At 59.3% G+C, this 21,117-nt stretch carries 20 protein-coding genes; 10 read left to right on the top strand and 10 right to left on the bottom strand.

Going from position 1 to position 21,117, the window contains the following annotated elements:
• Positions 1-3 precede the first annotated feature (3 nt).
• From RSF91_RS02770 to RSF91_RS02740, 7 genes are all read left to right on the top strand, one after another.
• Positions 4-789 (top strand): ABC transporter ATP-binding protein, encoded by a 786-nt coding sequence (locus RSF91_RS02770; RefSeq protein ID WP_099735534.1) that lies wholly within the window; start codon positions 4-6, stop codon positions 787-789.
• A gap of 124 nt (positions 790-913) precedes the next feature.
• Entirely contained in the window at positions 914-1,843 is a 930-nt protein-coding gene (locus tag RSF91_RS02765; protein WP_332566970.1) for a branched-chain amino acid ABC transporter permease, read from the top strand.
• Between the two features lie 17 nt (positions 1,844-1,860).
• Entirely contained in the window at positions 1,861-2,925 is a 1,065-nt protein-coding gene (locus RSF91_RS02760) for a branched-chain amino acid ABC transporter permease (protein WP_332566969.1), read from the top strand.
• 216 nt (positions 2,926-3,141) lie between these two features.
• Positions 3,142-4,455, top strand: a complete 1,314-nt coding sequence (locus RSF91_RS02755; RefSeq protein WP_099735531.1) for an ABC transporter substrate-binding protein — start codon at positions 3,142-3,144, stop codon at positions 4,453-4,455.
• A 115-nt stretch (positions 4,456-4,570) separates the two neighbouring features.
• The gene (locus RSF91_RS02750; RefSeq protein ID WP_099735530.1) at positions 4,571-5,410 is read left to right on the top strand and encodes an ABC transporter ATP-binding protein; all 840 of its coding nucleotides are present in this window, start codon (positions 4,571-4,573) and stop codon (positions 5,408-5,410) included.
• Positions 5,411-5,545: 135 nt separating this feature from the next.
• Positions 5,546-6,793, top strand: a complete 1,248-nt coding sequence (locus RSF91_RS02745) for a phenylacetate--CoA ligase family protein (RefSeq protein ID WP_332566968.1) — start codon at positions 5,546-5,548, stop codon at positions 6,791-6,793.
• Between the two features lie 193 nt (positions 6,794-6,986).
• Positions 6,987-7,979 (top strand): tripartite tricarboxylate transporter substrate-binding protein, encoded by a 993-nt coding sequence (locus RSF91_RS02740; protein ID WP_332566967.1) that lies wholly within the window; start codon positions 6,987-6,989, stop codon positions 7,977-7,979.
• Positions 7,980-8,049: 70 nt separating this feature from the next.
• Here RSF91_RS02740 and RSF91_RS02735 read toward each other — a convergent pair whose 3' ends face one another.
• The 3 genes from RSF91_RS02735 to RSF91_RS02725 all read right to left on the bottom strand — a co-directional run bounded on the left by RSF91_RS02735 (position 8,050) and on the right by RSF91_RS02725 (position 10,356).
• Positions 8,050-8,385: a DUF1840 domain-containing protein gene (locus tag RSF91_RS02735; RefSeq protein WP_332566966.1), complete on the bottom strand. Its 336-nt coding sequence runs from the start codon at positions 8,383-8,385 to the stop codon at positions 8,050-8,052.
• A gap of 12 nt (positions 8,386-8,397) precedes the next feature.
• Positions 8,398-9,669: a cyclopropane-fatty-acyl-phospholipid synthase family protein gene (locus RSF91_RS02730; RefSeq protein WP_332566965.1), complete on the bottom strand. Its 1,272-nt coding sequence runs from the start codon at positions 9,667-9,669 to the stop codon at positions 8,398-8,400.
• Between the two features lie 69 nt (positions 9,670-9,738).
• Positions 9,739-10,356: a hypothetical protein gene (locus tag RSF91_RS02725; protein ID WP_332566964.1), complete on the bottom strand. Its 618-nt coding sequence runs from the start codon at positions 10,354-10,356 to the stop codon at positions 9,739-9,741.
• 42 nt (positions 10,357-10,398) lie between these two features.
• Here RSF91_RS02725 and RSF91_RS02720 point away from each other — a divergent pair, with 42 nt between their 5' ends.
• Together RSF91_RS02720 and RSF91_RS02715 are read left to right on the top strand one after the other, a co-directional pair.
• A complete protein-coding gene (locus tag RSF91_RS02720; protein ID WP_332566963.1) occupies positions 10,399-11,580 on the top strand; it encodes an aminopeptidase in 1,182 nt (393 codons plus the stop codon).
• 115 nt (positions 11,581-11,695) lie between these two features.
• Positions 11,696-13,381, top strand: coding sequence for a phosphoethanolamine transferase (locus tag RSF91_RS02715; protein ID WP_332566962.1), 1,686 nt, complete (start codon positions 11,696-11,698; stop codon positions 13,379-13,381).
• 111 nt (positions 13,382-13,492) lie between these two features.
• On the opposite strand, the gene RSF91_RS02710 is transcribed toward RSF91_RS02715, so the two are convergent.
• Genes RSF91_RS02710 through RSF91_RS02690 form a run of 5 tightly spaced genes read right to left on the bottom strand, consistent with a single transcriptional unit; the run spans position 13,493 to position 17,780 of the window.
• Positions 13,493-14,263: an ABC transporter permease gene (locus RSF91_RS02710; RefSeq protein WP_169107670.1), complete on the bottom strand. Its 771-nt coding sequence runs from the start codon at positions 14,261-14,263 to the stop codon at positions 13,493-13,495.
• An 8-nt stretch (positions 14,264-14,271) separates the two neighbouring features.
• Positions 14,272-15,120: an ABC transporter ATP-binding protein gene (locus tag RSF91_RS02705; RefSeq protein ID WP_332566961.1), complete on the bottom strand. Its 849-nt coding sequence runs from the start codon at positions 15,118-15,120 to the stop codon at positions 14,272-14,274.
• A 59-nt stretch (positions 15,121-15,179) separates the two neighbouring features.
• Positions 15,180-16,208 (bottom strand): ABC transporter substrate-binding protein, encoded by a 1,029-nt coding sequence (locus RSF91_RS02700; RefSeq protein ID WP_332566960.1) that lies wholly within the window; start codon positions 16,206-16,208, stop codon positions 15,180-15,182.
• A 41-nt stretch (positions 16,209-16,249) separates the two neighbouring features.
• A complete protein-coding gene (locus tag RSF91_RS02695; protein WP_332566959.1) occupies positions 16,250-16,750 on the bottom strand; it encodes a nucleoside deaminase in 501 nt (166 codons plus the stop codon).
• Between the two features lie 13 nt (positions 16,751-16,763).
• Complete coding sequence (locus RSF91_RS02690; RefSeq protein WP_332566958.1) at positions 16,764-17,780, bottom strand: ABC transporter substrate-binding protein; 1,017 nt, start codon at positions 17,778-17,780, stop codon at positions 16,764-16,766.
• 490 nt (positions 17,781-18,270) lie between these two features.
• On the opposite strand from RSF91_RS02690, the gene RSF91_RS02685 reads away from it, so the two are divergent.
• Positions 18,271-19,266, top strand: coding sequence for an isopenicillin N synthase family dioxygenase (locus RSF91_RS02685; protein ID WP_442878791.1), 996 nt, complete (start codon positions 18,271-18,273; stop codon positions 19,264-19,266).
• A gap of 178 nt (positions 19,267-19,444) precedes the next feature.
• Here the strand turns inward: RSF91_RS02685 and RSF91_RS02680 are convergent, their stop codons facing one another.
• Positions 19,445-19,699 (bottom strand): acyl-CoA-binding protein, encoded by a 255-nt coding sequence (locus tag RSF91_RS02680; RefSeq protein WP_332566956.1) that lies wholly within the window; start codon positions 19,697-19,699, stop codon positions 19,445-19,447.
• Between the two features lie 170 nt (positions 19,700-19,869).
• Entirely contained in the window at positions 19,870-21,075 is a 1,206-nt protein-coding gene (locus RSF91_RS02675) for a porin (protein WP_332566955.1), read from the bottom strand.
• Positions 21,076-21,117 lie beyond the last annotated feature (42 nt).

The raw sequence follows: 21,117 nt of genomic DNA, 5'->3' as shown, positions 1-21,117 counted from the left end.
TTCATGAATACAAAAACCGCTGGCGACGTGATTCTGGACATCAAGAACATCAGCCTGCGCTTTGGCGGCGTCAAGGCTCTGACCGATATTTCTTTCAACGTCAAAGAGCATGAAATCCGCGCCATCATCGGCCCCAACGGTGCCGGCAAAAGCTCCATGCTCAACTGCATCAACGGTGTCTACACGCCGTCCGAAGGCTCCATCACTTTTCGTGGCCAGACCTTCAACCACATGAACAGTCGGCAGGTTGCAGAGATGGGCGTGGCGCGCACCTTTCAGAACTTGGCGCTGTTCAAAGGCATGAGCGTGATCGACAACATCATGACCGGCCGCAATCTCAAAATTAAGAGCAATATCCTCATGCAGGCATTGCGCCTCGGGCCCGCACAGCGTGAGGAGATGCAGCACCGCGAGTTTGTCGAACACATCATCGACTTTCTTGAAATCCAGGCCTGGCGCAAGACTCCTGTGGGCCAGCTGCCTTACGGCCTGCAAAAACGTGTGGACCTGGGCCGAGCCCTCGCCATGGAGCCCCAGGTTCTGCTGCTAGACGAACCCATGGCCGGCATGAACGTGGAAGAAAAGCAGGACATGTGCCGCTTCATCCTCGACGTGAATGAAGAGTTCGGCACCACCATCGTGCTGATCGAGCACGACATGGGCGTGGTGATGGACATCTCGGACCGCGTCGTGGTGCTGGATTACGGCAAAAAAATTGGCGACGGTGCCCCCGATGAAGTACGCAACAACGAAGACGTGATCCGGGCCTATCTGGGCGCTGGCCACTGAAATGAGATACCCCCTGAGCCGCTTCGCATCGTCCCCCAAGAGGAACGACAACCTTTGCTGCGGGGCGGCCCTTGCTGGCTGTCCCTCGCTTGGACGGCACCACGGATAACTGACAGGAGCAGTCATGGGATTTTTTCTAGAAACCTTGTTCGGCGGCCTCATGGTTGGCACGCTGTACGCGCTGATTGCCATTGGCTTTGTGCTGATCTTCAAAGCCTCGGGCGTCTTCAACTTTGCGCAGGGTGCGATGGTGCTGTTCTCAGCCCTGACCATGGCGCGCTTTTCGCAGTGGATTCCCGGCTGGCTGGGCATGGAGCCTGGCTTGGTCGGCAACCTGCTGGCCATCATCGTGACCCTCGCCTTGATGGTGGTGGTGGCATGGGTGATCGAGCGACTGGCCCTGCGCCATCTGGTCAACCAGGAGCCCATCACCTTGCTGATGGCCACGCTGGGCATTGCCTATCTGCTCGACGGCCTCGGCCCCATGATCTTTGGCAGCGAGGTTTACAAAATTGATGTGGGCATGCCCAAGGATCCTGTCTTCATCATGGACGGCCTGTTCCCGGGCGGCGTGATGATCAGTCTGGAAGATCTCTACGCAGCCTGCATTGCCGCTGTGCTGGTGATTTGCCTGAGTGTGTTTTTCCAGAAAACCAAGACCGGCCGCGCCCTGCGCGCCGTGGCCGACGACCATCAGGCGGCGCAGTCCATCGGCATTCCTCTTTCGCGCATCTGGGTCATCGTCTGGTCGGTGGCCGGTGGCGTGGCCCTGGTGGTCGGCATCATCTGGGGCAGCAAGCTCGGCGTGCAGTATTCCCTGTCACTGGTCGCTCTGAAGGCCTTACCGGTGGTGATTCTGGGCGGCCTGACCTCCCTGCCCGGCGCCATCATCGGCGGCCTGATCATCGGCGTGGGCGAGAAGCTGTCCGAAGTCTATCTGGGCCCCATGGTGGGTGGCGGCATCGAGACCTGGTTTGCCTACGGTCTGGCCCTGTGCTTTCTGCTGGTACGGCCTCAAGGCCTGTTCGGCGACAAGATCATTGACCGCGTTTAAGGCCGAAGGAACGACCTATGTTTTATCGTGAAAACGGCCAATTCAAGACCAGCTACGCGGCAGACCAGCAGATCTTTGGCGTAGCGCAAGACCGCTGGGCCATCTTGCTGGTGCTAGCCTTCGCCTTTCTGATCGTCCCCTTTATCGCCAGCGACTACACCTTTCAGGCGATCCTGATTCCCTTCGTCATCATGTCGCTGGGAGCACTGGGGCTCAACATCCTCGTCGGCTATTGCGGCCAGATCTCTCTGGGAACCGCCGCCTTCATGGCTGTAGGCGCTTATGCCGCCTACAACCTGCAGGCCCGCATCGAAGGCATGCCGCTGTTGCTGGCCTTGATTGGTGGCGGCGTGGTGGCCATGGTGTTCGGCGTGATTTTCGGTCTGCCCAGTCTGCGCATTCGCGGCCTGTATCTGGCCGTGGCCACGCTGGCGGCTCAGTTCTTTGTGGACTGGCTGACCACCCGCGCCGCCTGGGTGACCAATAATTCCTCGTCCGGCTCGGTCAGTGCCAAGCCGCTGGCCATCTTTAATTGGCAGATCGACACCCCCATGGAGAAGTACCTGCTGTGCCTGGTGCTGCTGTGCGTGCTGGCCCTGGCTGCCAAGAATCTGGTGCGCAGCGCCATTGGCCGCGAGTGGATGGCCATGCGCGACATGGATGTGGCCGCCGCCGTGATCGGCATTCGCCCCACCTACGCCAAGCTTTCAGCCTTTGCCGTCAGCAGCTTCATCGTCGGCATTGCAGGCGCGCTTTGGGGCTTTGTCCACCTGGGTGCCTGGGAGCCCGCAGCCTTCAGCCTGGATCGTTCGCTGCAGCTGCTGTTCATGATCATCATCGGCGGTCTGGGCTCCATCGTGGGCAGCATCTTTGGCGCGGCCTTCTTTGTGCTGCTGCCCCTGCTGCTCAACCAGGTGCCGCACTGGCTGGGTCTGCCCCTGTCCACGGCCACGGCTACCTATCTGGAACACATGATTTTTGGTGCCCTCATCGTGTTCTTCCTGATTGTGGAACCGCATGGTTTGGCCAAGCTCTGGGCTACCGCACGCCAAAAGCTTCGCGTCTGGCCGTTTCCACATTGATATGAAACACCTCCTGAGTCGCTTCGCGCCTTCCTCCTCTCTCGCTTCGCGGGAGGAGGACGACATCCTCGCTGCGGGGCGGCCCTTGCTTGACGTCTCTGAGATGGCGCATGCCACTTCCAAAGACTGCTTTACGTGCCTTAGCTCTCATTTTTCTTAAGACACCACAGAGTGCCTGCCCGGGACTTTGTCCCAAACAACCCAAGGAGACAGTTGATGATGTTCAAGAAAGTTGCGATGGCTGCCGCTACTGTGGCGGCAAGCATGGGCGCCTTGATGACTGCGCCCGCAGTGCAGGCACAAGAACAGTTTGTCCCTCTGCTGGTGTACCGCACCGGCCAGTTCGCACCGCTGGGTATCCCATGGGCCGATGGCAAGCAGGACTACCTCAAGCTCATCAACGCCAAGGGCGGCATCAATGGGGTGAAGATCAAGTTCGAAGAATGTGAAACCGCGTACGACACGGCCAAGGGCGTGGAATGCTATGAGCGCCTGAAAGGCAAGGACGGCGGCGCATCCGGCTTTGATACCCAATCCACCGGCATTACCTTTGCCGTGACGGACAAGGCCGTGGGCGACAAGATTCCCGTTGTCACGCCCGGCTATGGCCTGTCGCAATCGGCAGACGGCAAGGTGTTCGAGTGGAACTTCCCGCTGCTGGGCAACTACTGGACCGCCGCCGACTCCATGATTCAGGACATTCTGAAGAAGGAAAAAGGCAGCCTCAAGGGCAAGAAAATCGCCCTCGTCTATCACGACTCGCCTTATGGCAAGGAGCCCATTCCACTGCTGGAAAAGCGCGCCGCCAAGGAAGGCTTTGAGTTGATCAAGCTGCCCGTGACAGCACCCGGTGTGGAGCAAAAATCCACCTGGCTGCAAATTCGCCAGAACCGCCCCGACTACGTTCTGCTGTGGTCTGCCGGCGTGATGACGCCCACGGCCGTGCGAGAAGCCCAGGCCACGGGCTACCCGCGCGAGAAGATGTATGCCATCTGGTGGGGCGGCTCCGATCATGACGTGAAAGACATCGGTGCCGGTGCCAAGGGTTACAACACCGTAACCATTCACAACACGGCCGAGCGCGACAAGGTGCATGACGAAGTCAAAGCACAGGTTTACGACAAGAACCAGGGTACGGCCAAAGATGTCAAGGAACTGGGTCAGCTGGCGCACACGCGCGGCATGATGATTTCCATGCTGCAGGTCGAGGCCATCCGCACCGCACAGGAAAAGTTCGGCAAGGGCAAGGTCATGACGCCCGAGCAAGTGCGCTGGGGCCTGGAGAACTTGAACCTGACCCAGGCTCGCCTCAATGAGCTGGGCTTTGGAAAAATGATTCGCCCCTTCAAGACCAGCTGCGACAACCACCTGGGTGCCGACTGGGCGCGCATTGCAACCTGGGACGGTGCAAAGTTCACCGTGACTTCCGACTGGTACCAATCCGACAAGACCTTGATCGATCCCCTGGTCAAGGAATACGCGGAAAAGTACGCCAAGGAAAAGAACGTCAAGGTACGTAGCTGCAGCTAAGCAGCCCACAGGCCCGGTCCATTACGGGCTGGGCCTGTTTTCAAGATAAAAATGCCTCAAGCGCTTACCAGTCAAACGTAAGCAGCTATCAATTTAGAGATCGTCAGGTGATGCCATGAGTGATACAGCGCCCACAGTTTCTGCCTCCGCCAAGCCTGCTCCGCTGGTGGAAGTCAATGGCATCGAGGTCATCTACAACCATGTCATTTTGGTGCTCAAAGGTGTGTCGTTGCAGGTGCCACACCAGAGCATCGTGGCGCTATTGGGCGGCAATGGCGCGGGCAAAACGACCACGCTGCGCGCCATCTCCAATCTGCTCAAGGGCGAGCGCGGCGAAGTCACCAAAGGCGGTATCACGCTGGAGGGTGAGCAGATTGCCAATCTCTCGCCTGCCGATCTGGTCAAGCGCGGTGTGGTGCAGGTCATGGAAGGCCGTCACTGCTTTGCCCACCTGAGCATTGAAGAAAACCTGCTTACCGGCAGCTACACCCGCACGGACAAGGGCGAGATCGCCGCCAATCTGGAGAAGGTCTACAACTACTTCCCGCGCCTCAAGACCCGCCGCACCAGCCAGGCCGCATACACATCGGGCGGCGAGCAGCAGATGTGCGCCATCGGCCGCGCACTGATGAGCAACCCGCGCATGGTGCTGCTCGATGAGCCGTCGATGGGCCTTGCCCCGCAGATCGTGGACGAGGTATTCCACATCGTCAAAGACCTCAACAGCAAGGAAAAAGTCACCTTCCTGCTGGCCGAGCAGAACACCAATATGGCGCTCAAATACGCCGACTACGGCTACATCATGGAAAGCGGCCGCATCGTGATGGACGGCCCGGCTTCTGATCTGGCCAGCAATGAAGACGTCAAAGAGTTTTATCTGGGCGTAGGCGGCGGCGAGCGCAAGAGTTTCAAGGATGTGAAGAGCTACAAACGGCGCAAGCGCTGGCTGGCTTGATGACTCCCCCTGAGGCGCTTCGCGCCTTCCCCCCAAGGGGGACGACAGCCTCGCTACGCGGCGGCGCTTGCTTGGGTTGCGCCAGTTTTAACGATTCACCCTGCTCCTGAATTTTTCTTTTTCACAGGATTTGCCATGAGTGCTTTCTACGACGCGCTGGAAACGCGCAGCCCTGATGAACGCGAAGCGGCATTGCTGGCTGCTCTGCCCACTCAGATCGCCCATGCACAGCAGCGCTCCGGCGCCTTTGCAGAAATTCTCAAGGGTGTAAATCCAGCAACTATCACCAGCCGCGCGGTGCTTGCGCAACTGGCTGTGACGCGCAAGAGCGAGCTACTGGAGAGGCAAGGCGCACAGCGCCCACAGCAGATTTTTGGCGGTTTCAACGCCATTGACCTGGGCCACGAAATGCCCCGGCTGTTTGCCAGCCCCGGCCCCATCTATGAGCCCGAAAGCCGCCGCCCCGATTACTGGCGCATGGCTCGCTCCATGTACGCCGCAGGCTTTCGCGCGGGCGAGCTTGTGCACAACTGCTTTTCCTATCACTTCGTCCCAGCAGGCTCGATGATGGAAACCGGCGCCCATGCTCTGGGCTGCACAGTTTTTGCAGGTGGTACCGGCCAGACCGAGCAGCAGGTTCAGGCCATGGTTGACCTGCAACCCGCCGCCTATGTGGGCACGCCCAGCTTTCTGAAAATCATTGTGGAGAAGGCTCAGGAGATGGGCGTCAAGCTGCCCAGCCTGACCAAGGCCATGGTCAGCGGCGAGGCCTTTCCGCCCTCGCTGTGCAACTGGATGCGCGAGCATGGCATCGACGCTTACCAGAGCTATGGCACGGCTGATCTGGGTCTGATCGCCTATGAAACCTCGGCACGTGAAGGACTGGTGCTGGACGAGGGCGTGATCGTGGAAATCGTGCGCCCCGGCACAGGCGACCCGGTGGCCGAGGGCGAAGTGGGCGAGTTGGTCATCACCACGCTCAACCCCGACTATCCACTGATCCGTTTTGGCACCGGCGACCTGTCTGCCTATCTGCCCGGCCAGTGCCCCACAGGCCGTACCAATGCCCGTATCAAGGGTTGGATGGGCCGCGCCGACCAGACCACCAAGGTGCGCGGCATGTTCGTGCATGCCAAGCAGGTGGCCGAAGTCGTCAAGCGCTTTCCGCAGATCAGCAAAGCCAGACTGGTGGTCACAGGCGAGATGGCCAACGACCAGATGCAGCTGCTGGTGGAGACCACGGAAACCGCTCCAGGTTTTGCCCTGCAGGTGATTGAAGCCCTGCGCGATGTCACCAAGCTGCGCGGCGAGGTACAGATGGTGGCACCGGGCAGTCTGCCCAATGACGGCAAGGTGGTGGTGGACGCCCGGTCTTACCAGTAACCGCCAAAAACAGCTGGGCCGCTGCAGCACATTTGCGCAAGCGCAAGTTGCTCGTAAATACCCGAATGCTCACGGGATAACACTTAGAAAATAAGTAAAACCCTACAGGTTCGGACTCCCTAGAATCCGGCCTTACACCTGATTCGGGCGATTGGCCTGACTCGTTCAGACTAGATTTTTAGGGGGAGACACCATGAAGACTTTTTTCAAAATCGCCACCGTGGCTTTGGCCGCTGCAGCAGCAGTGAGCAGCCATGCCGACAGCAATTACCCAGTCGCCGGCAAGACCATCACCATCATTGTTCCGTTCACGGCCGGCGGCCCCACCGACAAGGTCGCCCGTGACCTGGCCGAGTCCATGCGCAAGCAGCTGGGCAATGCCACCATCGTGATCGACAACGCCGACGGCGCTGGCAGCACCATCGGCATCGGCAAAGCTGCACGTGCCAAGAACGATGGCTACACGCTGCTGCTGACGCACATCGCGATGTCGACCATCCCTACCCTGTATCGCAAGCTGCCCTTCAATGTGCTCAACGACTTTGAGTACGCCGGCATCATCAACGATGTGCCCATGACACTGATCGGCCGCCCCACGCTGCCCGCCAAGAATTTCGCTGAAGTCAAGGACTGGGTCGGCAAGAACCAGGGCAAGGTAAATCTGGCTAACGCTGGCGTTGGCTCCGCCTCGCACCTGTGCGGCCTGATGTTCCAGTCGGCCCTGCAGCAGGACATGACTCCCGTGCCTTACAAGGGTGCCGCTCCTGCGATTGCCGATCTGATGGGCAACCAGGTGGACCTGCTGTGCGACCAGACCACCAATACAACATCGCAGATCGCTGCCAAGAAGGTTCAGGCCTATGGCGTGACCACCACCAAGCAGCTGACTACGCCTGCGCTCAAGGATCTGCCAACGCTGCAGTCTCTGGGTCTGAAGGACTTCAACGTCACTATCTGGCACGGCCTGTACGCCCCCAAGGGAACGCCTGCAGAGGTCGTCAAGAAGGTCAACGAAGCTATGAAGACTTCGCTGAAGGATCCTGAATTCATCAAGCGCCAGGAAGCGCTGGGCGCCGTGATCGCCTCGGATGACCGTATCAATCCCGCAGGCCACAAGAAGTTTGTGGAAAGCGAAATTGCCAAGTGGGGCAAGGTCATCAAGGCCGCAGGCATCTACGCCGACTAATCAAACGATTGACCCCCATAAAAAAGCCTGCGAAAGCAGGCTTTTTTATGGGCGGAACAGACAGAACTGCTTACCAGGTCACGTCCTTACCGTCGGCTGCACTGCGGCGCAGCATATCGACCAGCGGCACGATGCGCTGTGCCAGACCCACGCTGTCGTGGCTCGCGCGGTCTGCATCTTCGTCCTGCTCATCGTCCTCAGGCTGAGCATGGCTCTGGCCATTACTCCGCGCGGCTTCTTCTGCGGCAGCGGCTTCCAGAGCCGCGATGGCAGCCGGAATTTGCTCTACGGTGATGATGCCTTGCGCATCGTCAGGCGACTTGCCCATGATTTCCAGCAGCGTGCGGGCATTGGCATCCAGCATGATGAGGTCTGCGGTGGCGCGCGATTTGAATTTATAGGGCATGGTGCTGTTCCTTCAACGGTAGATGTATTCGCGGTTGAAAGGATAGCCGCTCTGCGCGCCTCTTATCACCCCGGTGTTCAGGTCGCCATCAGGTCTGCTGCACAGCATCTGATGCAGGGCAATCCAGCCATGCTCAAAACCCATGGCGCTACCCGCCAAATACAAGCGATAGGCGCGTATGGCCTTGGCGGCCTTCGCCTCGTCATACTGGGCCTGCAGGATTTTCTGAGCCTCGCCCAGTTGCTCCTCCAGCGCATCCGACCAGGCCCAGAGCGTGCGCGCATAGTGGGGGCGCAGGTTTTCCGTGTCCACCATCTCCAGTCCGCTGGATGCCACATCGTGCAGCACGCGGCTCACATGCATCAGCTCGCCGCCGGGGAAGATATAGCGGTTGATGAAGTCGCCCATGCCCGCACCCAGCTCCACGTTGCTGACGCCGCCTGCGGTGATACCGTGCACCAGCGCCAGCCCGCCGGGCTTGAGCATGGAATAGATGGTCTCAAAGTATTCAGGCAGATTAGCGCTGCCCACATGCTCGAACATACCAACCGAGCCAATCTTGTCAAAGGGCTGTACGCCCTCCATCTGCCGGTAGTCCCGCAACTCCACCTGCACGCGGCCCTGCAGGCCTTTTTCGGCAATCAGCCGCTGCACATGGTCAAACTGGTTGCGCGACAGGGTGATGCCGTGGGCCTGCACGCCGTAGTGCTCTGCAGCCCAGAAAATCAAGCCACCCCAGCCCGAGCCAATATCCCAGAAGCGCTCGCCCGGCTGCAGCTTGAGCTTTTTGCAGATGTGGTCCAGCTTGGCTTCTTGCGCCTGCGCCAATGTCATGCCCGCATCTTTGTAATAAGCGCAAGAATAGACGCGCCGCGGGTCTAGCCACAGCGCGTAGAAGTCATCCGAGAGGTCGTAGTGAAACTGAATTTGCTCGGAATCATGCGTCAGCGTGTGCATGGCCAGCGAGCGAGCCTTGGAGATCGTCTGCCCCAGCCATGAGGGGGTGTGACTGACAGGGTCGCCGTGCAGCAGGCCAGCAGCCACGGCCATGATGTCGCGTGGGCTGCCCTGGACTTCGACCCAGCCCTCGACAATGGCCGAGGCCACAGATCCCACCTCGCCCCCCACCAGCGCCGCAAATGCTTTGGGAGAGCGAAAGATCAGCTGAACCGCACTGTCTTCAGGGCCGGTGCGCTCGCCCGAGGGGAGTTGCACCGATACCGTCACCGGAAGTTTTTCAAGCAGCGGCGCCAATGTGCTCAACAGGTTTTTCATGAAACCCATTGTTCACATCGACTATGGCAGGGTCAAGACCGTAAATATCTCAACTGCAGACGAAAGCCAGATCAGGGCTCAGCTGCGAGCATTCACCAGCTTTTGATAGGCCTTGAGCGTTGCGGGTGCCACGGACTGCAGCACCTGCTCGTACGCCGTTTTGTGGCGCGCCAGCAGGCGCATGGATGCCACGGTGCGGCCACGGCAGAACCAGTGGCAGGTGTGTTGCATCAGCATCAGCTCAGCCGTCATGGTGAAGGCGCGGCGCTTGCGCTCTTCTTCGTCGCTGGCATCACCCACGCGGGCTGCAGCCATGGCCTTGGCGTGCAGCTTCATGGCCTCGCGCACATCCAGCGTGGCCGATGGCAGAACGCGAGTCATATAAGGCAGGGCCAGTGGCAAGGTGCTGGCGCGCGTCTGCTCAGCAGGCAGGGTGGCAAATTCATCAGCAAAGCGCTGAAACTGACTGACCAGACTGCTTTCGGTATTCTGAAGCACGGGCCAGATTTGATCGCGGCGCTGGGCATCTGGCTCACCCAGCACGCGCAGATAGCCTTCCATCAGATTGGCCATGAGTTTTTCAATCTGAAAGTTCGACAAGTGCTGGCCCAGCAGTTGGGTGTGCTGACGCTGCTCCTGCTTCTTGAGCACAAAGAGCACGGTGGTGACAATGATGGCGAGAGTTAAAAAATCCATGAAACAGAACCAGACTGGCGGACAAGCGCAATGAGAAAAAGGATGAGTGTAGTCAGCCTGACGGCTGCACTAGGAATTAGCTCCGTAATTCTCGGCCTTGCGGGCTGCAGCAGCGCTGGCTATTACTGGCAAGGATTCAAGGGGCAGATGCAAATCATGCAGGCCGCCAAACCCATTGATGACTGGCTGACCGACGAGGCTCTGAGTCCTGCGCTGCGCCAGCGGCTACAAACCGCGCAGCAGATGCGGCGCTTTGCCAGCCAGCAACTGGCCCTGCCCGACAACGCCAGCTACACCCGCTTTGCCCAGCTGCAGCGCCCGTTTGCCGTGTGGAATGTGGTGGCCGCGCCGCCCTACAGCCTAGCCATGCACCAGTGGTGCTTTCCCATCACCGGCTGCATTGCCTACCGCGGCTATTTCGCTAAGGGCGATGCGCAGACTGAGGCCAGCGCCATGCAAGCTCAGGGGCTGGAAACCAGCGTCTATGGTGTGCCCGCCTATTCCACGCTGGGCTATCTGAACTGGCTGGGCGGCGACCCGCTGCTCAGCACCTTTACCCACTGGCAGGAAGGCGACTTTGCCGGCTTGCTGTTCCATGAACTGGCGCACCAGCTGCTGTATGTGAAGAACGACTCGGCCTTCAACGAATCCTTTGCCAGCACCGTTGAGCGCATTGCCACGCCGCTGTGGCTGCAAACCCATGCCAGCGCTGCCACGCAAAAGCGCTGGCATCTAGGCCTGCAGCGCCGCTCACTCTGGCAGCAGCTGACGCGCGAAACCCGCCAGCGCCTGCAGAGCATTTATGAGTCAAACAGAACTCAACCACTTGATGAACAAGCGCTAATAGCTATCAAAACAAGAGTGTTTGCAGATTTTCGCGCCAGTTATGCACAGCTCAGAGCGCAATGGCTGGCCGCCGATGAGCCACTGCTCACCACGCCCGCCCTGCGCGAGCAGTATCTGCAGCGCCTGGCCCAGACGGATGACTGGGTGGCCAACGCCAACAACGCCAGCTTTGGCGCCCTGTCCACCTACGACGACTGGATACCGGCCATGACGCACTGGTGGCAGCAGCTGCGCGGCAATGACCCGGCCACACCCGAGACCTGGCAACGCTTTTACGCCCAGATGCGCGATCTGGCCGAATTGCCTGCCGATGAGCGCCGCCAGCGCCTGTGCGCGCAGTGGGATGAAACCGCCACGGCAGCCGCACTCTGCCCATAACCCCGGCGAAAAGACACAAAACAATTTATTACAAGGGTTAACCATGTAGGAGGCTTCAGCGGTTTTTAAGAAAGTCCAGCCAGACTTCCCCGATACCTATTTACTCGCTGTCGTTGTGGCTACCCTAGACTCCGCACTCCCCTCTTCGCGCAAGCGACTTTTCCAGCCCCGCACCCCCCAGTTCATCGCTCTGGCTCTAGCCATCTGGCTGACGCTGACAGCCAACTGGGCCCTGTGGCTGCGCCTGCCTGAACTGGATGGCTATCACGGCAGCCTGACCTTGCTTGCCATTCGCGTCCTGCCACTGGTGCTGGGCGCCAGCCTGCTGGTGACAGCCCTGTTCGCCTGGCCCCGCTTTACCAAGCCTTTCTGGATTGCGCTTCTGCTGGTGGCGGCCAGTGCCCAGTACTTCATGGTCAGCTACGGCACGGTCATGGACAAGGGCATGATTCACAACATCCTGCAAACGGATGCGCGTGAGAGTGCCGACCTGTTCAACATCAAGCTGCTGGGCGAGATGCTGGTCGTTGCGATACTGCCGGCCATCTGGCTGTGGAAAACCCCTCTTAAGCCTGCTCGAAACGCTCTGCGCAATGTGCTGCGTACGGCGCTGATGCTCGTGCTGGGTGCAGCGCTTATCGCAGCGTCGCTGGCCGTGTCGTACAAGGACCTGGCCCCCGTGGTGCGCAACAACCTGTGGCTGCGCTACATGATCAACCCGATCAACCCCGTGCTCTCCGCTGCATCGGTGGCGCTGGACCCCATCCTCCGCAAGCCCAAGCCTTTTGTCAGCATCACAGCGGACGCAGCGCTGGGCACAAGCTATGCGGCAGCTCAAAAGCCGCCGCTGCTGGTGCTGGTGGTGGGCGAGACAGCCCGCGCCAAGAACTTCAGCCTCAATGGCTATGCGCGCGACACCAACCCCGAACTATCCAAGCTCGACGTGCTGAGCTGGCGCAATGCCCGCTCCTGCGGCACCAGCACCCGCGAGTCCGTGCCCTGCATGTTCTCCAATCTGGGGCGCGAAGGCTATTACGCCTCCAAGATCGAGCATGACAACCTGCTCGACGTGATACAGGCTGCCGGTCTGGCCGTGCTTTGGGTCGATAACCAGGCAGGCTGCAAAGGCGTGTGCAAGCGTATCCCCATGGCCGATACCGCCGACAGCGTGAACACCCCTGCAGGCAAGGCGCTGTGCAGCAAAGACGGCGAATGTCTGGACAGCATGCTGCTCAACGGCCTGGATGAACGCATCGCCAAGCTGGACCCCGCACGCCGCGCCAAGGGCGTGGTGCTGGTCATGCACCAGATGGGAAGCCATGGCCCTGAATACTTCAAGCGCTCCACGCCCGATCTCAAGGCCTTCAAGCCTGAGTGCGCCACCAACGCCCTGTCGAGCTGCAGCAAGGAAAGCGTAGTCAACGTCTACGACAACTCCATTCGCTACACCGACCACTTTCTGGCCCAGACCATAGCCTGGCTCAAGACCCAGCAAAGCCAGTACGAAACCGGCATGTTCTATATGTCCGACCACGGCGAATCGCTGGGCGAGCTGGGCGTGTACCTGCACGGCATGCCCTATGCCATGGCCCCTGATGACCAGAAGCATGTACCCATGATTAGCTGGCTTGGCACGCTGGGCGCACGCACCCGCCTTGACCAGAGCTGCCTGAGCAAGACGTTGGATCAGCCGCTCTCGCACGACAACCTGTTCCACACTGTGCTGGGTCTGATGGATGTGACAACGCCTACCTACAAGCCGCCTATGGATGCCTTCTCCAGCTGCCGCAAAGCCAGCTAAGAGTCACACCCTACTAAAAATAAAAGGCCTGCCAGATTCATGATCTGGCAGGCCTTTTCCTTATATTGATAGTGCGCAGGCAGCTATCAAAATCAGTGCAATGATTTCAAATCATTCACCCTGAGATCCACGGTGTGCCCAGCCCGTTGTGTGCTTTTCGACCAAATTGAACAGCTCATACATCACCATCGCCATAGCGCCCACCACGATGAGCCCGGCAAACGCCAGCCCCATCTGCATGGATGAACCGGCGGAGACCAGCAGGTAGCCAATGCCTTCGTTGGCAGCCGTCATCTCGCTGACCGTGGTGCCCACAAACGCCAGCGTGATCGCCACTTTGAGCGAGCCAAAAAAGTAGGGCAGCGAACGCGGCAGACCGACCTTCATCAGCACATCCCAGCGCTTGGCACCCAGCACGCGCAGCACGTCTTCCAGCTCAGGCTCCAGCGTGGCCAGCCCTGTCGCGATATTGACCATGACGGGGAAAAAGCTGATGAGGAAGGCCGTCAGAATTGCCGGCCCCGCGCCAATGCCGAACCAGACCACCAGAATCGGCACAAACGCCGCCTTGGGCAGCGCATTGAAGGCTGTCATCAACGGGTAGAAGGCTGCATAGGCCAGGCGTGAAGAACCGATCAGAAAACCCAGCAGCACACCCACCACAATCGCCAACCCAAAGCCCGCCATCGTCACCCAGTAGGTGCGCCACGCGTGCATGGCAATCGTGCCTGCAAACTCATAAAGTTGATGTCCTATGGCCCAGGGGCTGGGGAAGATGAATTCCGACACGCCAAAGCCCGCGCAGATCACCTGCCAGAGCAGCACGATCAGCAGCAGCAAGACCCACGGCGCCCAGCGTTCCGCTATTTTTTTATGCTTCATGGTGCGCCTTATTGGTTGATCACAGTGCCGCTCGAAGCGCCACTCTTGCGCATGGCACCGATGTGGCCGCGCAGTTCATAAACAATGTCTGAAAACTCTGGCGTGTAGGTCACTTCCAGATCTCGCGGACGTGGCAGATCGATGTCGCGGCGCACCACAAAGCGGCCGGGGCTCTTGCTCATCACATAGATGGTGTCAGCCAGAAACACGCTCTCGCGCAGGTCGTGCGTGACCAGAATCACGTTGAACTTCTGCTCGGCCTGCAGGTCCCGCAAAATGCACCACAGCTCCTCACGTGTGAAGGCATCCAGCGCGCCGAAGGGCTCATCCAGCAGCAGCATCTGCGGCTCATGAATCAATGCCCGGCAAATGCTGGCGCGCTGTTGCATGCCGCCCGAAAGCTGCCACGGAAACTTGCGCTCATAGCCCGCCAGTCCCACCTTGGCCAGCAGCGCAATCGCACGCGCCTCGTATTCCTTGCGTTTTTTCTTGAACTGCGAGCGGTGCGGCTCCACGATCTCCAGCGGCAGCAGCACGTTATCCAGCGTGGTGCGCCAGGGCAGCAGCGACGATGACTGAAACGCCATGCCCGAAATTTTGAGCGGCCCGGTCACGCGCTCACCATCCACGGTAATGCGCCCTATGGACGGCATCTTCAGCCCCGTGGTCAGCTTCATAAAGGTGGACTTGCCGCAACCCGACGGGCCGACGATGGCGATGAACTCGCCACGCTTGACCGTCAGGTCAATCGCCTCCACCGCAAAGTGATTGGCCTGCAGCAATTCCTCGTTGTAGGCCAGCCAGACATCCTTGAATTCGACAAACGGTCTGGCAGTTTCAGTATCTGATGAGTTCATAAGAAACAGGGCTGTAGCGCTTGTCAATCAAGCGCATCCAGCTATTAATCAATGAGCAATTACTTCTTGGGGAAGACGTCGAGATCGGCAACAGGCGGCAGGAATCGGCCACTCCAGACCAGATCAGGATTCACGCGCGTCTTGGTCGCGTACACATCCGACACCTGCGACGCCATCAGCGCCATGCGCGTGGCGCTGATCTGGCCAAAACCCTCAGCACGTGCATCGCTGGTGTTGACCACGCCATCCAGCGCCAGCTGCAGGCGGCGGGTTTCCATGGCCGGGTTGACGATGCCGTCACGCTCCTTCACATAAGCAATGGAAGCCGCCGGGTTGGCCATGACCTCCTTGGCCCCTTTGGCAAAGGCTTTGAGAAACGCACGAATGGCTTCGGGGTTCTCGCGCACCATCTTGGCGCTGGCGATGATGGCGTTGCCGTAGTGCTTCACACCGTTGTCCGCAAACGGCATGAGCACCACATCAGAAACCTTGACGCCACGCGCTTCAAGGTTCAGCAGCGATGTGAAACTGAAGCCCGTGATCGCATCAATATCACCACGCACCAGCATGGTCTCGCGCAGCGGTGGGTCCATGCTCGTCCACTGCACATCGCCCACCTTGTTGGCCTTGGCAAACAGCGCAAATCCACGGCGGCCACCATCAAACACCGGTGCCCCCATCTTCTTACCTGTCAGATCCACTGGCTTGGCGATACCGCTTTTCTTCAGCGCCAGCACCGATGATGGCGTGCTGTTGTAGACCATCATCACGGCCACTGGCTTGTCTTTCACCTCGGGGTTATTGGCGTGAAACTCCATCAGCGCCGCCATGTCGGCAAAACCCATGTCATACGATCCTGATGCCACGCGCTGAATGGCACCACCAGAGCCACTGCCCGCATCCACCACCACGTTCAGACCTGCGGCCTGAAAGTAGCCCTTGGCGACAGGCTGCAAAAACAGGGCAGACGGCCCTTCAAAGCGCCAGTCCAGCTGAAACTTGATGGGCGTTGCGGCAAAGGCTGCCGTGGCGCTGGCGCAAGCACCCAGAGCCAGCACGGTCTGCATGAACAGTCGCTTGGTTTGCATGGTGAATTCCTCTCTCGTTCGCTTGTAAAAATTCAATTCGTTCAGCTTTTCCAGCCGCCCTGGTGCGACTGACTCGCCTCGGCTATGAGTGACGGGCCAATGCATTCAATGGCGTGTGACGAACGCTCAAAAACGTCGCGGCAAGACAGCTCTGCATCCTTCTGATCCAGCCTCTCGCCACGGAATACGCGCAGGCGCTCGGCATCAATGCCATAGACCACGCGGCCAATGGCAGACCAGAAGATGGCGCCCGCGCACATCACGCAGGGCTCGGCCGATGAGTACAGCGTGGCGGTGGCCAGCGCATCACGGCGGTGCAGCGGGCTGGCCAGGCGAATCGCCGACAGCTCGGCATGGGCCGTGCAGTCGCCGCTTTCGCCATTGGCATTACTGGCCTCGGCCAGCACGCGACCATCGACCGCCACAATCAGCGCGCCAAACGGACGGTTGCCACGTTCACGTGCCTTGTCGGCCAAGGCGATGGCCTGGCGCAGATAGCGGCCATCCACGTCATTCAGTGTTTGTTCTTGAGGCAAAGACATGTGCATCTGATCCTCAGGCCTTGAGCATTCGCACCGACTTGGGCGGCAGCATGCTGCTGTTAAACAGGGCATCCGCCGATGGCGTTGTTTTGAGCGCAAAGGTCTGCACCACGCTGTCCACCTGCTGCTCCAGAAGGCGCTTGCTGAAGTCGCCCAGACCATGGTTTTTCGTGTCTGCCGCAGCGATGTACTGGGTGGTGATGGCCCAGCGTGCCAGCTCCGTTTTTTCATCCAAAATTGGTTCACGCTGGCGCACGGCGGCAACTGCAGCGGCAGGATTGGCAATGCATTCCACAATCGAGCGGTTGGTGGCCCGCAAAAAGGCGGCAACCAGCTGCGGCTTTTCAGCAATCAATGCGCTGGAGGCAAGGATGGCGTTGCCATACAGCTGCACGCCCGCATCGGTGTAGTGCAGTATGGAAAGTTCCTCGGGCTTGATGCGCGCAAACAGCGACACCGCAGAGTCGTGGAAATAAGTGGCGGCATCGACATCACCACGCACCATCACGTTATCGCGGGCTGAGAACTCGGTGGTAGACCATGAGAACAGGTCGGCAGGCAGATGCTTGTTGCGGGCCACCATGGGCCATGCGCGACGTGTGGACTCCACCGCTGCAGCGGCGACCTTCTTGCCCTTAAGACTCTGAAAATCAGAGGTGATTCCGCGATCTTTGCGCCCGATGATGACGAAGGGTGCGCGGTTGTAGTACTGATAGACGGCCTGCACACGCGGCGTGCCGGCGTTCTGTGCATTGAACTCAATCAGCGAGCTGATATCGCCTAGACCCAGCTGGTAGGCGCCGCTGGCAATGCGGGTAATCGAAGCCACCGAGTCCGATCCCACGTCCAGACTCACATCCAGCCCTTCTTCACGGTAGTAGCCGTTTTGCAGCGCCAGAAAAAACGGTGCCGTCTGAGAGGTGACGCGAAAGTCCAGCGTGAATTTCAGCGGAGTCAGCGACTTGCTCTGCGCATGCACCCAGGGCGCAGAACATAGGGGTAAGGCAGCGAGAAAATGACGACGTAGCATGGCGGAACTCTCAAGTCTTTGGGCACAGATCCAGCAGCACAGCCACTGGCAGAACATGAGCAATTTCCGGGCGCTGCGCGGATGGCAGGCTGAACGCTTCTACTCGTTTATCAACTAAGCAATTGGCGTGCCTGCTTTTCGACGCCTCTGAAAAGCAGCGCCAACGGCTCACAACGGTGCAAGCTACAAACCACTGTGCATGCGTTGATGCACAGGTCTGCACCAAGTTGAAGCAATGCACCAAAAATGCAGCCATCTACCCCGTAAGCCTTGCTGGCACGGTGTTTGCTGCACTTCAATCAAGAGTAGAAGCGTTCAGCACGGTGCACTGTTCTCAACCAGAGATTCAGCAGCTTCGCGGGTCATTGCTCTTGAAGCGGGTACGGCTTTGGCCGCACCTGTTCCTCACACTTCAGAGGCCCGCCATCTCAAGCCAACGCTCCATGCGCGTGCGTCTGAAGTCATTGCAAGAGAAAGACTTATGCAGACCATGAATGCCAGCCAATCCACCAACGCACTGGGCGAACTCGACAAAGAAGCCCGCATGGGCGGACAAGGCGCAGAGACCAGCGCCCGCGAAGTGCGCGTCATCGACATCAGCAACTTTGAAGCGCGCAAGCCGGAAATTGCCGAACAACTGTGGAGCGCCGCTGTAGATATCGGCTTTTTTCAGGTTTCGGGCCACGGTATCGCACAGGCCGATATCGATGCGGCGTTTGAGCGTGCGCAGCAGTTCTTTGCCCTGCCCGCAGAAGTAAAGGCGCAATGGCCGCTGGCACGTAATGCCGGCTGGGAGCACAAGGCGCAGATTCGCCCCTCCACCAAGACACCAGACCAGAAGGAGTCTTATCAAGTCACACGCCCGCGCATGGAAGGGCTGTGGCCCGGTGAAGAGGCGTTTCCAGGCTTCCAGCAGGCCACGCTGGAGTTTGAACAGCAATGCTGGAAGGTGGGCATGCAGCTGCTGTCTTGCTTTGCCTACAAGCTGGGCTTTGACGAAGACTTCTTTACCCGCGCACACAACCCGGAAGTGTCCAGCTACCAGAGCACGCTGCGCATGCTGCATTACTTTGCGGTAGACCCGGCGTTGAAAGAAGAAACAGGCTTGTGGCGTGCCGGTGCGCATACCGACTTTGATTGCCTGACCCTGCTGTTCCAGCGCGCCCGGCAAGGCGGCCTGCAGGTGCTGCCTGGAAAAGAGGCCGAGGCTCAGCAATGGACACCGGTAGAGCCCGTGGACGGCGTGATCACCTGCAATATCGGTGACATGCTGATGCGCTGGAGCGACGACCAGCTACCCAGCAACTTTCACCGCGTACGCAACCCGCAACCCCATGAATACCAGGGCTCGCGCTACAGCCTGGCGTTCTTTTGCCAGGCCAACGAAGATGCTGTCATTGAAGGGCCGGGCAAAAAATATCCGCCCATCACAGGGGCGGATTATTTGCGGCAGCGCATCTCGGCCAACTTCTCGACTAGGTATTGATCCCCCTGAGCGGCTGCGCCGCTTCCCCCTGAGGGGGACGACGCCTTCAGGGCGGGGCGACCCTTCCTCGGTGTCCCTGGCTTGGGCTCCAGCCCCCGTCTTTGGCGCGGTGTGATGTGGTCTGAATTGAAACAACAAGGCCCCGGAACTCGGGGCCTTGTCGGCAATCAGGGGCAGCTCAGCGGAGCGACGCGATGAGATCGATGTACAGCTGCTTGGCTTCATCTGACGAGGTGCCTTCGAGCTTGGCCCAGGCATCCCACTTGGCACGCGCCACCATGTCGGTGAAGCTGGGCTTCTTGGTCTCGTTGTCGCCATCTGTGGCCTGCTTGTACAGGCCATAGATCTTGAGCAGCGTGGCGTTATCGGGGCGCTCGCTGATCGAGATGGAGTTCTTGACTGCGTCTTCAAACGTGGTGTTCAGATCGGACATGAAGGGCCTCCTGGGCTTTGAGTAATTCAGTGCAGTGTAGCCAAGAATCCACAAAATTAGAACGACCGTTCTTTTTATTTCGCAAAGTGCACAACTACAGAAAAGCAGGACGTGCTGAAAGCCAGGTTTGCGCTTCACAGTCACGTCTGCCATGCACGCCCAGCTCGGCCTCAGAACACCGTGCGCAGACCCATATCAAAGCCCAATGCGCTGCGTGGCTGCATTCCTGGGCTGTTGCTGTAGGCAGGTTGCGGCATGATGACCGGGCTGCTGACGGCTAGCGGCGTCACCCCCATCACAGCCGGGTTGTTGTGCCCATTGCTTATGCTGATACGTGACACCGTGGTGTACAGCGCCGTACGTTTGGAGAGGTTGTGCACATAGCCCAGGGCCAGCTTGTTCACCGATGCATCACCAGTGCCCTGGCCATTCTTAAATTGCACCCGCGCCACCGATGCCCTGAGCTGATGGAGCCCGACAGGGATCTGCACACCGGCCAGCAGCCCGTCATAGCGGTCAGTGGCCTGAACATCGCTGCGCGCATTGCGTACCTGCGACCATTCACCCAGAACCTTGACTGGACCAAAGTTGTACGACCCACCCAGATTCAATGATTTGATGGTTTCCTTTCGGCCATTGAAAGTACCCAGCATGCTCTCGCCATAACCCAGCGCGATATCGGTGGGGCCACTGGCCCAGCCGATGCGGCCACCCGCATAGCGGCCACGCTTGGCATCATTTTCCGGAAAGGCATACATCAGCTGACCGTAAACGCCGCCCAGCCCTGACGGCAGGTGGTAACCGATGGAGTTGTTGGCACGCAGATAGTTGTCCGTACCTGCCGACAGCCCATTGCCCAACAAGCGCTCGGTCAATGTGCCGGTAGTCTGTGTACTCAGCGCACGGTTAATGGCTAGGTTGCTGCTGACCACGGCCAGCAGATTTACACCCACGCCGTTGGCGGTGTAAGGATCAAACGCCCAGTCATTCAGAAACGATGGCGTGTGATCTCGCCCCAGACGCAGTTCACCCCAGTTGCCTGTCAGGCTGACGGTGGAACGCCGCCCAAAATTCAGCGCGCCACCACCCGTATCGTTGGTCACGGGAGCCTCAAGCCACATGCTGGCAGACATTCCGCCACCCAGATCTTCAACGGCACGAACGCCCAGACGACTGGCCAGATTGCCCGAGGGCGACAAGGCCCAGACACCCTGACTTGCGGTTCGACCGGAGCCATCCCAGGAATTGCTGCGCACCATGTAGCGGCTGACGCCCGCATCCATCACTCCGAACAGAGTGACGGATGACTGAGCACTGGCCAGACTGGTGGCAGACAGTGCAAAAAAACCCCAGAAATATCGTGAAATACGCGGCATGTTGTGTCTCCTTTTCGTTATGAATTGGCGGTCTTGATCCGC

The organism is Comamonas sp., assembly GCF_036643215.1.
Lineage (GTDB): Bacteria > Pseudomonadota > Gammaproteobacteria > Burkholderiales > Burkholderiaceae_C > Comamonas.
Note: the sequence above shows the minus strand (reverse complement) of the source record. Positions and strands in the feature narration are given on the sequence as shown.

Bases quoted from the DNA above. Each gene is read 5' to 3' on its own strand.
- RSF91_RS02770 (WP_099735534.1), top strand. From the start codon at position 4: ATGAATACAAAAACCGCTGGCGACGTGATTCTGGACATCAAGAACATC.
- RSF91_RS02765 (WP_332566970.1), top strand. From the start codon at position 914: ATGGGATTTTTTCTAGAAACCTTGTTCGGCGGCCTCATGGTTGGCACG.
- RSF91_RS02760 (WP_332566969.1), top strand. From the start codon at position 1,861: ATGTTTTATCGTGAAAACGGCCAATTCAAGACCAGCTACGCGGCAGAC.
- RSF91_RS02755 (WP_099735531.1), top strand. From the start codon at position 3,142: ATGATGTTCAAGAAAGTTGCGATGGCTGCCGCTACTGTGGCGGCAAGC.
- RSF91_RS02750 (WP_099735530.1), top strand. From the start codon at position 4,571: ATGAGTGATACAGCGCCCACAGTTTCTGCCTCCGCCAAGCCTGCTCCG.
- RSF91_RS02745 (WP_332566968.1), top strand. From the start codon at position 5,546: ATGAGTGCTTTCTACGACGCGCTGGAAACGCGCAGCCCTGATGAACGC.
- RSF91_RS02740 (WP_332566967.1), top strand. From the start codon at position 6,987: ATGAAGACTTTTTTCAAAATCGCCACCGTGGCTTTGGCCGCTGCAGCA.
- RSF91_RS02735 (WP_332566966.1), bottom strand. From the start codon at position 8,385: ATGCCCTATAAATTCAAATCGCGCGCCACCGCAGACCTCATCATGCTG.
- RSF91_RS02730 (WP_332566965.1), bottom strand. From the start codon at position 9,669: ATGGGTTTCATGAAAAACCTGTTGAGCACATTGGCGCCGCTGCTTGAA.
- RSF91_RS02725 (WP_332566964.1), bottom strand. From the start codon at position 10,356: ATGGATTTTTTAACTCTCGCCATCATTGTCACCACCGTGCTCTTTGTG.
- RSF91_RS02720 (WP_332566963.1), top strand. From the start codon at position 10,399: ATGAGTGTAGTCAGCCTGACGGCTGCACTAGGAATTAGCTCCGTAATT.
- RSF91_RS02710 (WP_169107670.1), bottom strand. From the start codon at position 14,263: ATGAAGCATAAAAAAATAGCGGAACGCTGGGCGCCGTGGGTCTTGCTG.
- RSF91_RS02705 (WP_332566961.1), bottom strand. From the start codon at position 15,120: ATGAACTCATCAGATACTGAAACTGCCAGACCGTTTGTCGAATTCAAG.
- RSF91_RS02700 (WP_332566960.1), bottom strand. From the start codon at position 16,208: ATGCAAACCAAGCGACTGTTCATGCAGACCGTGCTGGCTCTGGGTGCT.
- RSF91_RS02695 (WP_332566959.1), bottom strand. From the start codon at position 16,750: ATGTCTTTGCCTCAAGAACAAACACTGAATGACGTGGATGGCCGCTAT.
- RSF91_RS02690 (WP_332566958.1), bottom strand. From the start codon at position 17,780: ATGCTACGTCGTCATTTTCTCGCTGCCTTACCCCTATGTTCTGCGCCC.
- RSF91_RS02685 (WP_442878791.1), top strand. From the start codon at position 18,271: ATGAATGCCAGCCAATCCACCAACGCACTGGGCGAACTCGACAAAGAA.
- RSF91_RS02680 (WP_332566956.1), bottom strand. From the start codon at position 19,699: ATGTCCGATCTGAACACCACGTTTGAAGACGCAGTCAAGAACTCCATC.
- RSF91_RS02675 (WP_332566955.1), bottom strand. From the start codon at position 21,075: ATGCCGCGTATTTCACGATATTTCTGGGGTTTTTTTGCACTGTCTGCC.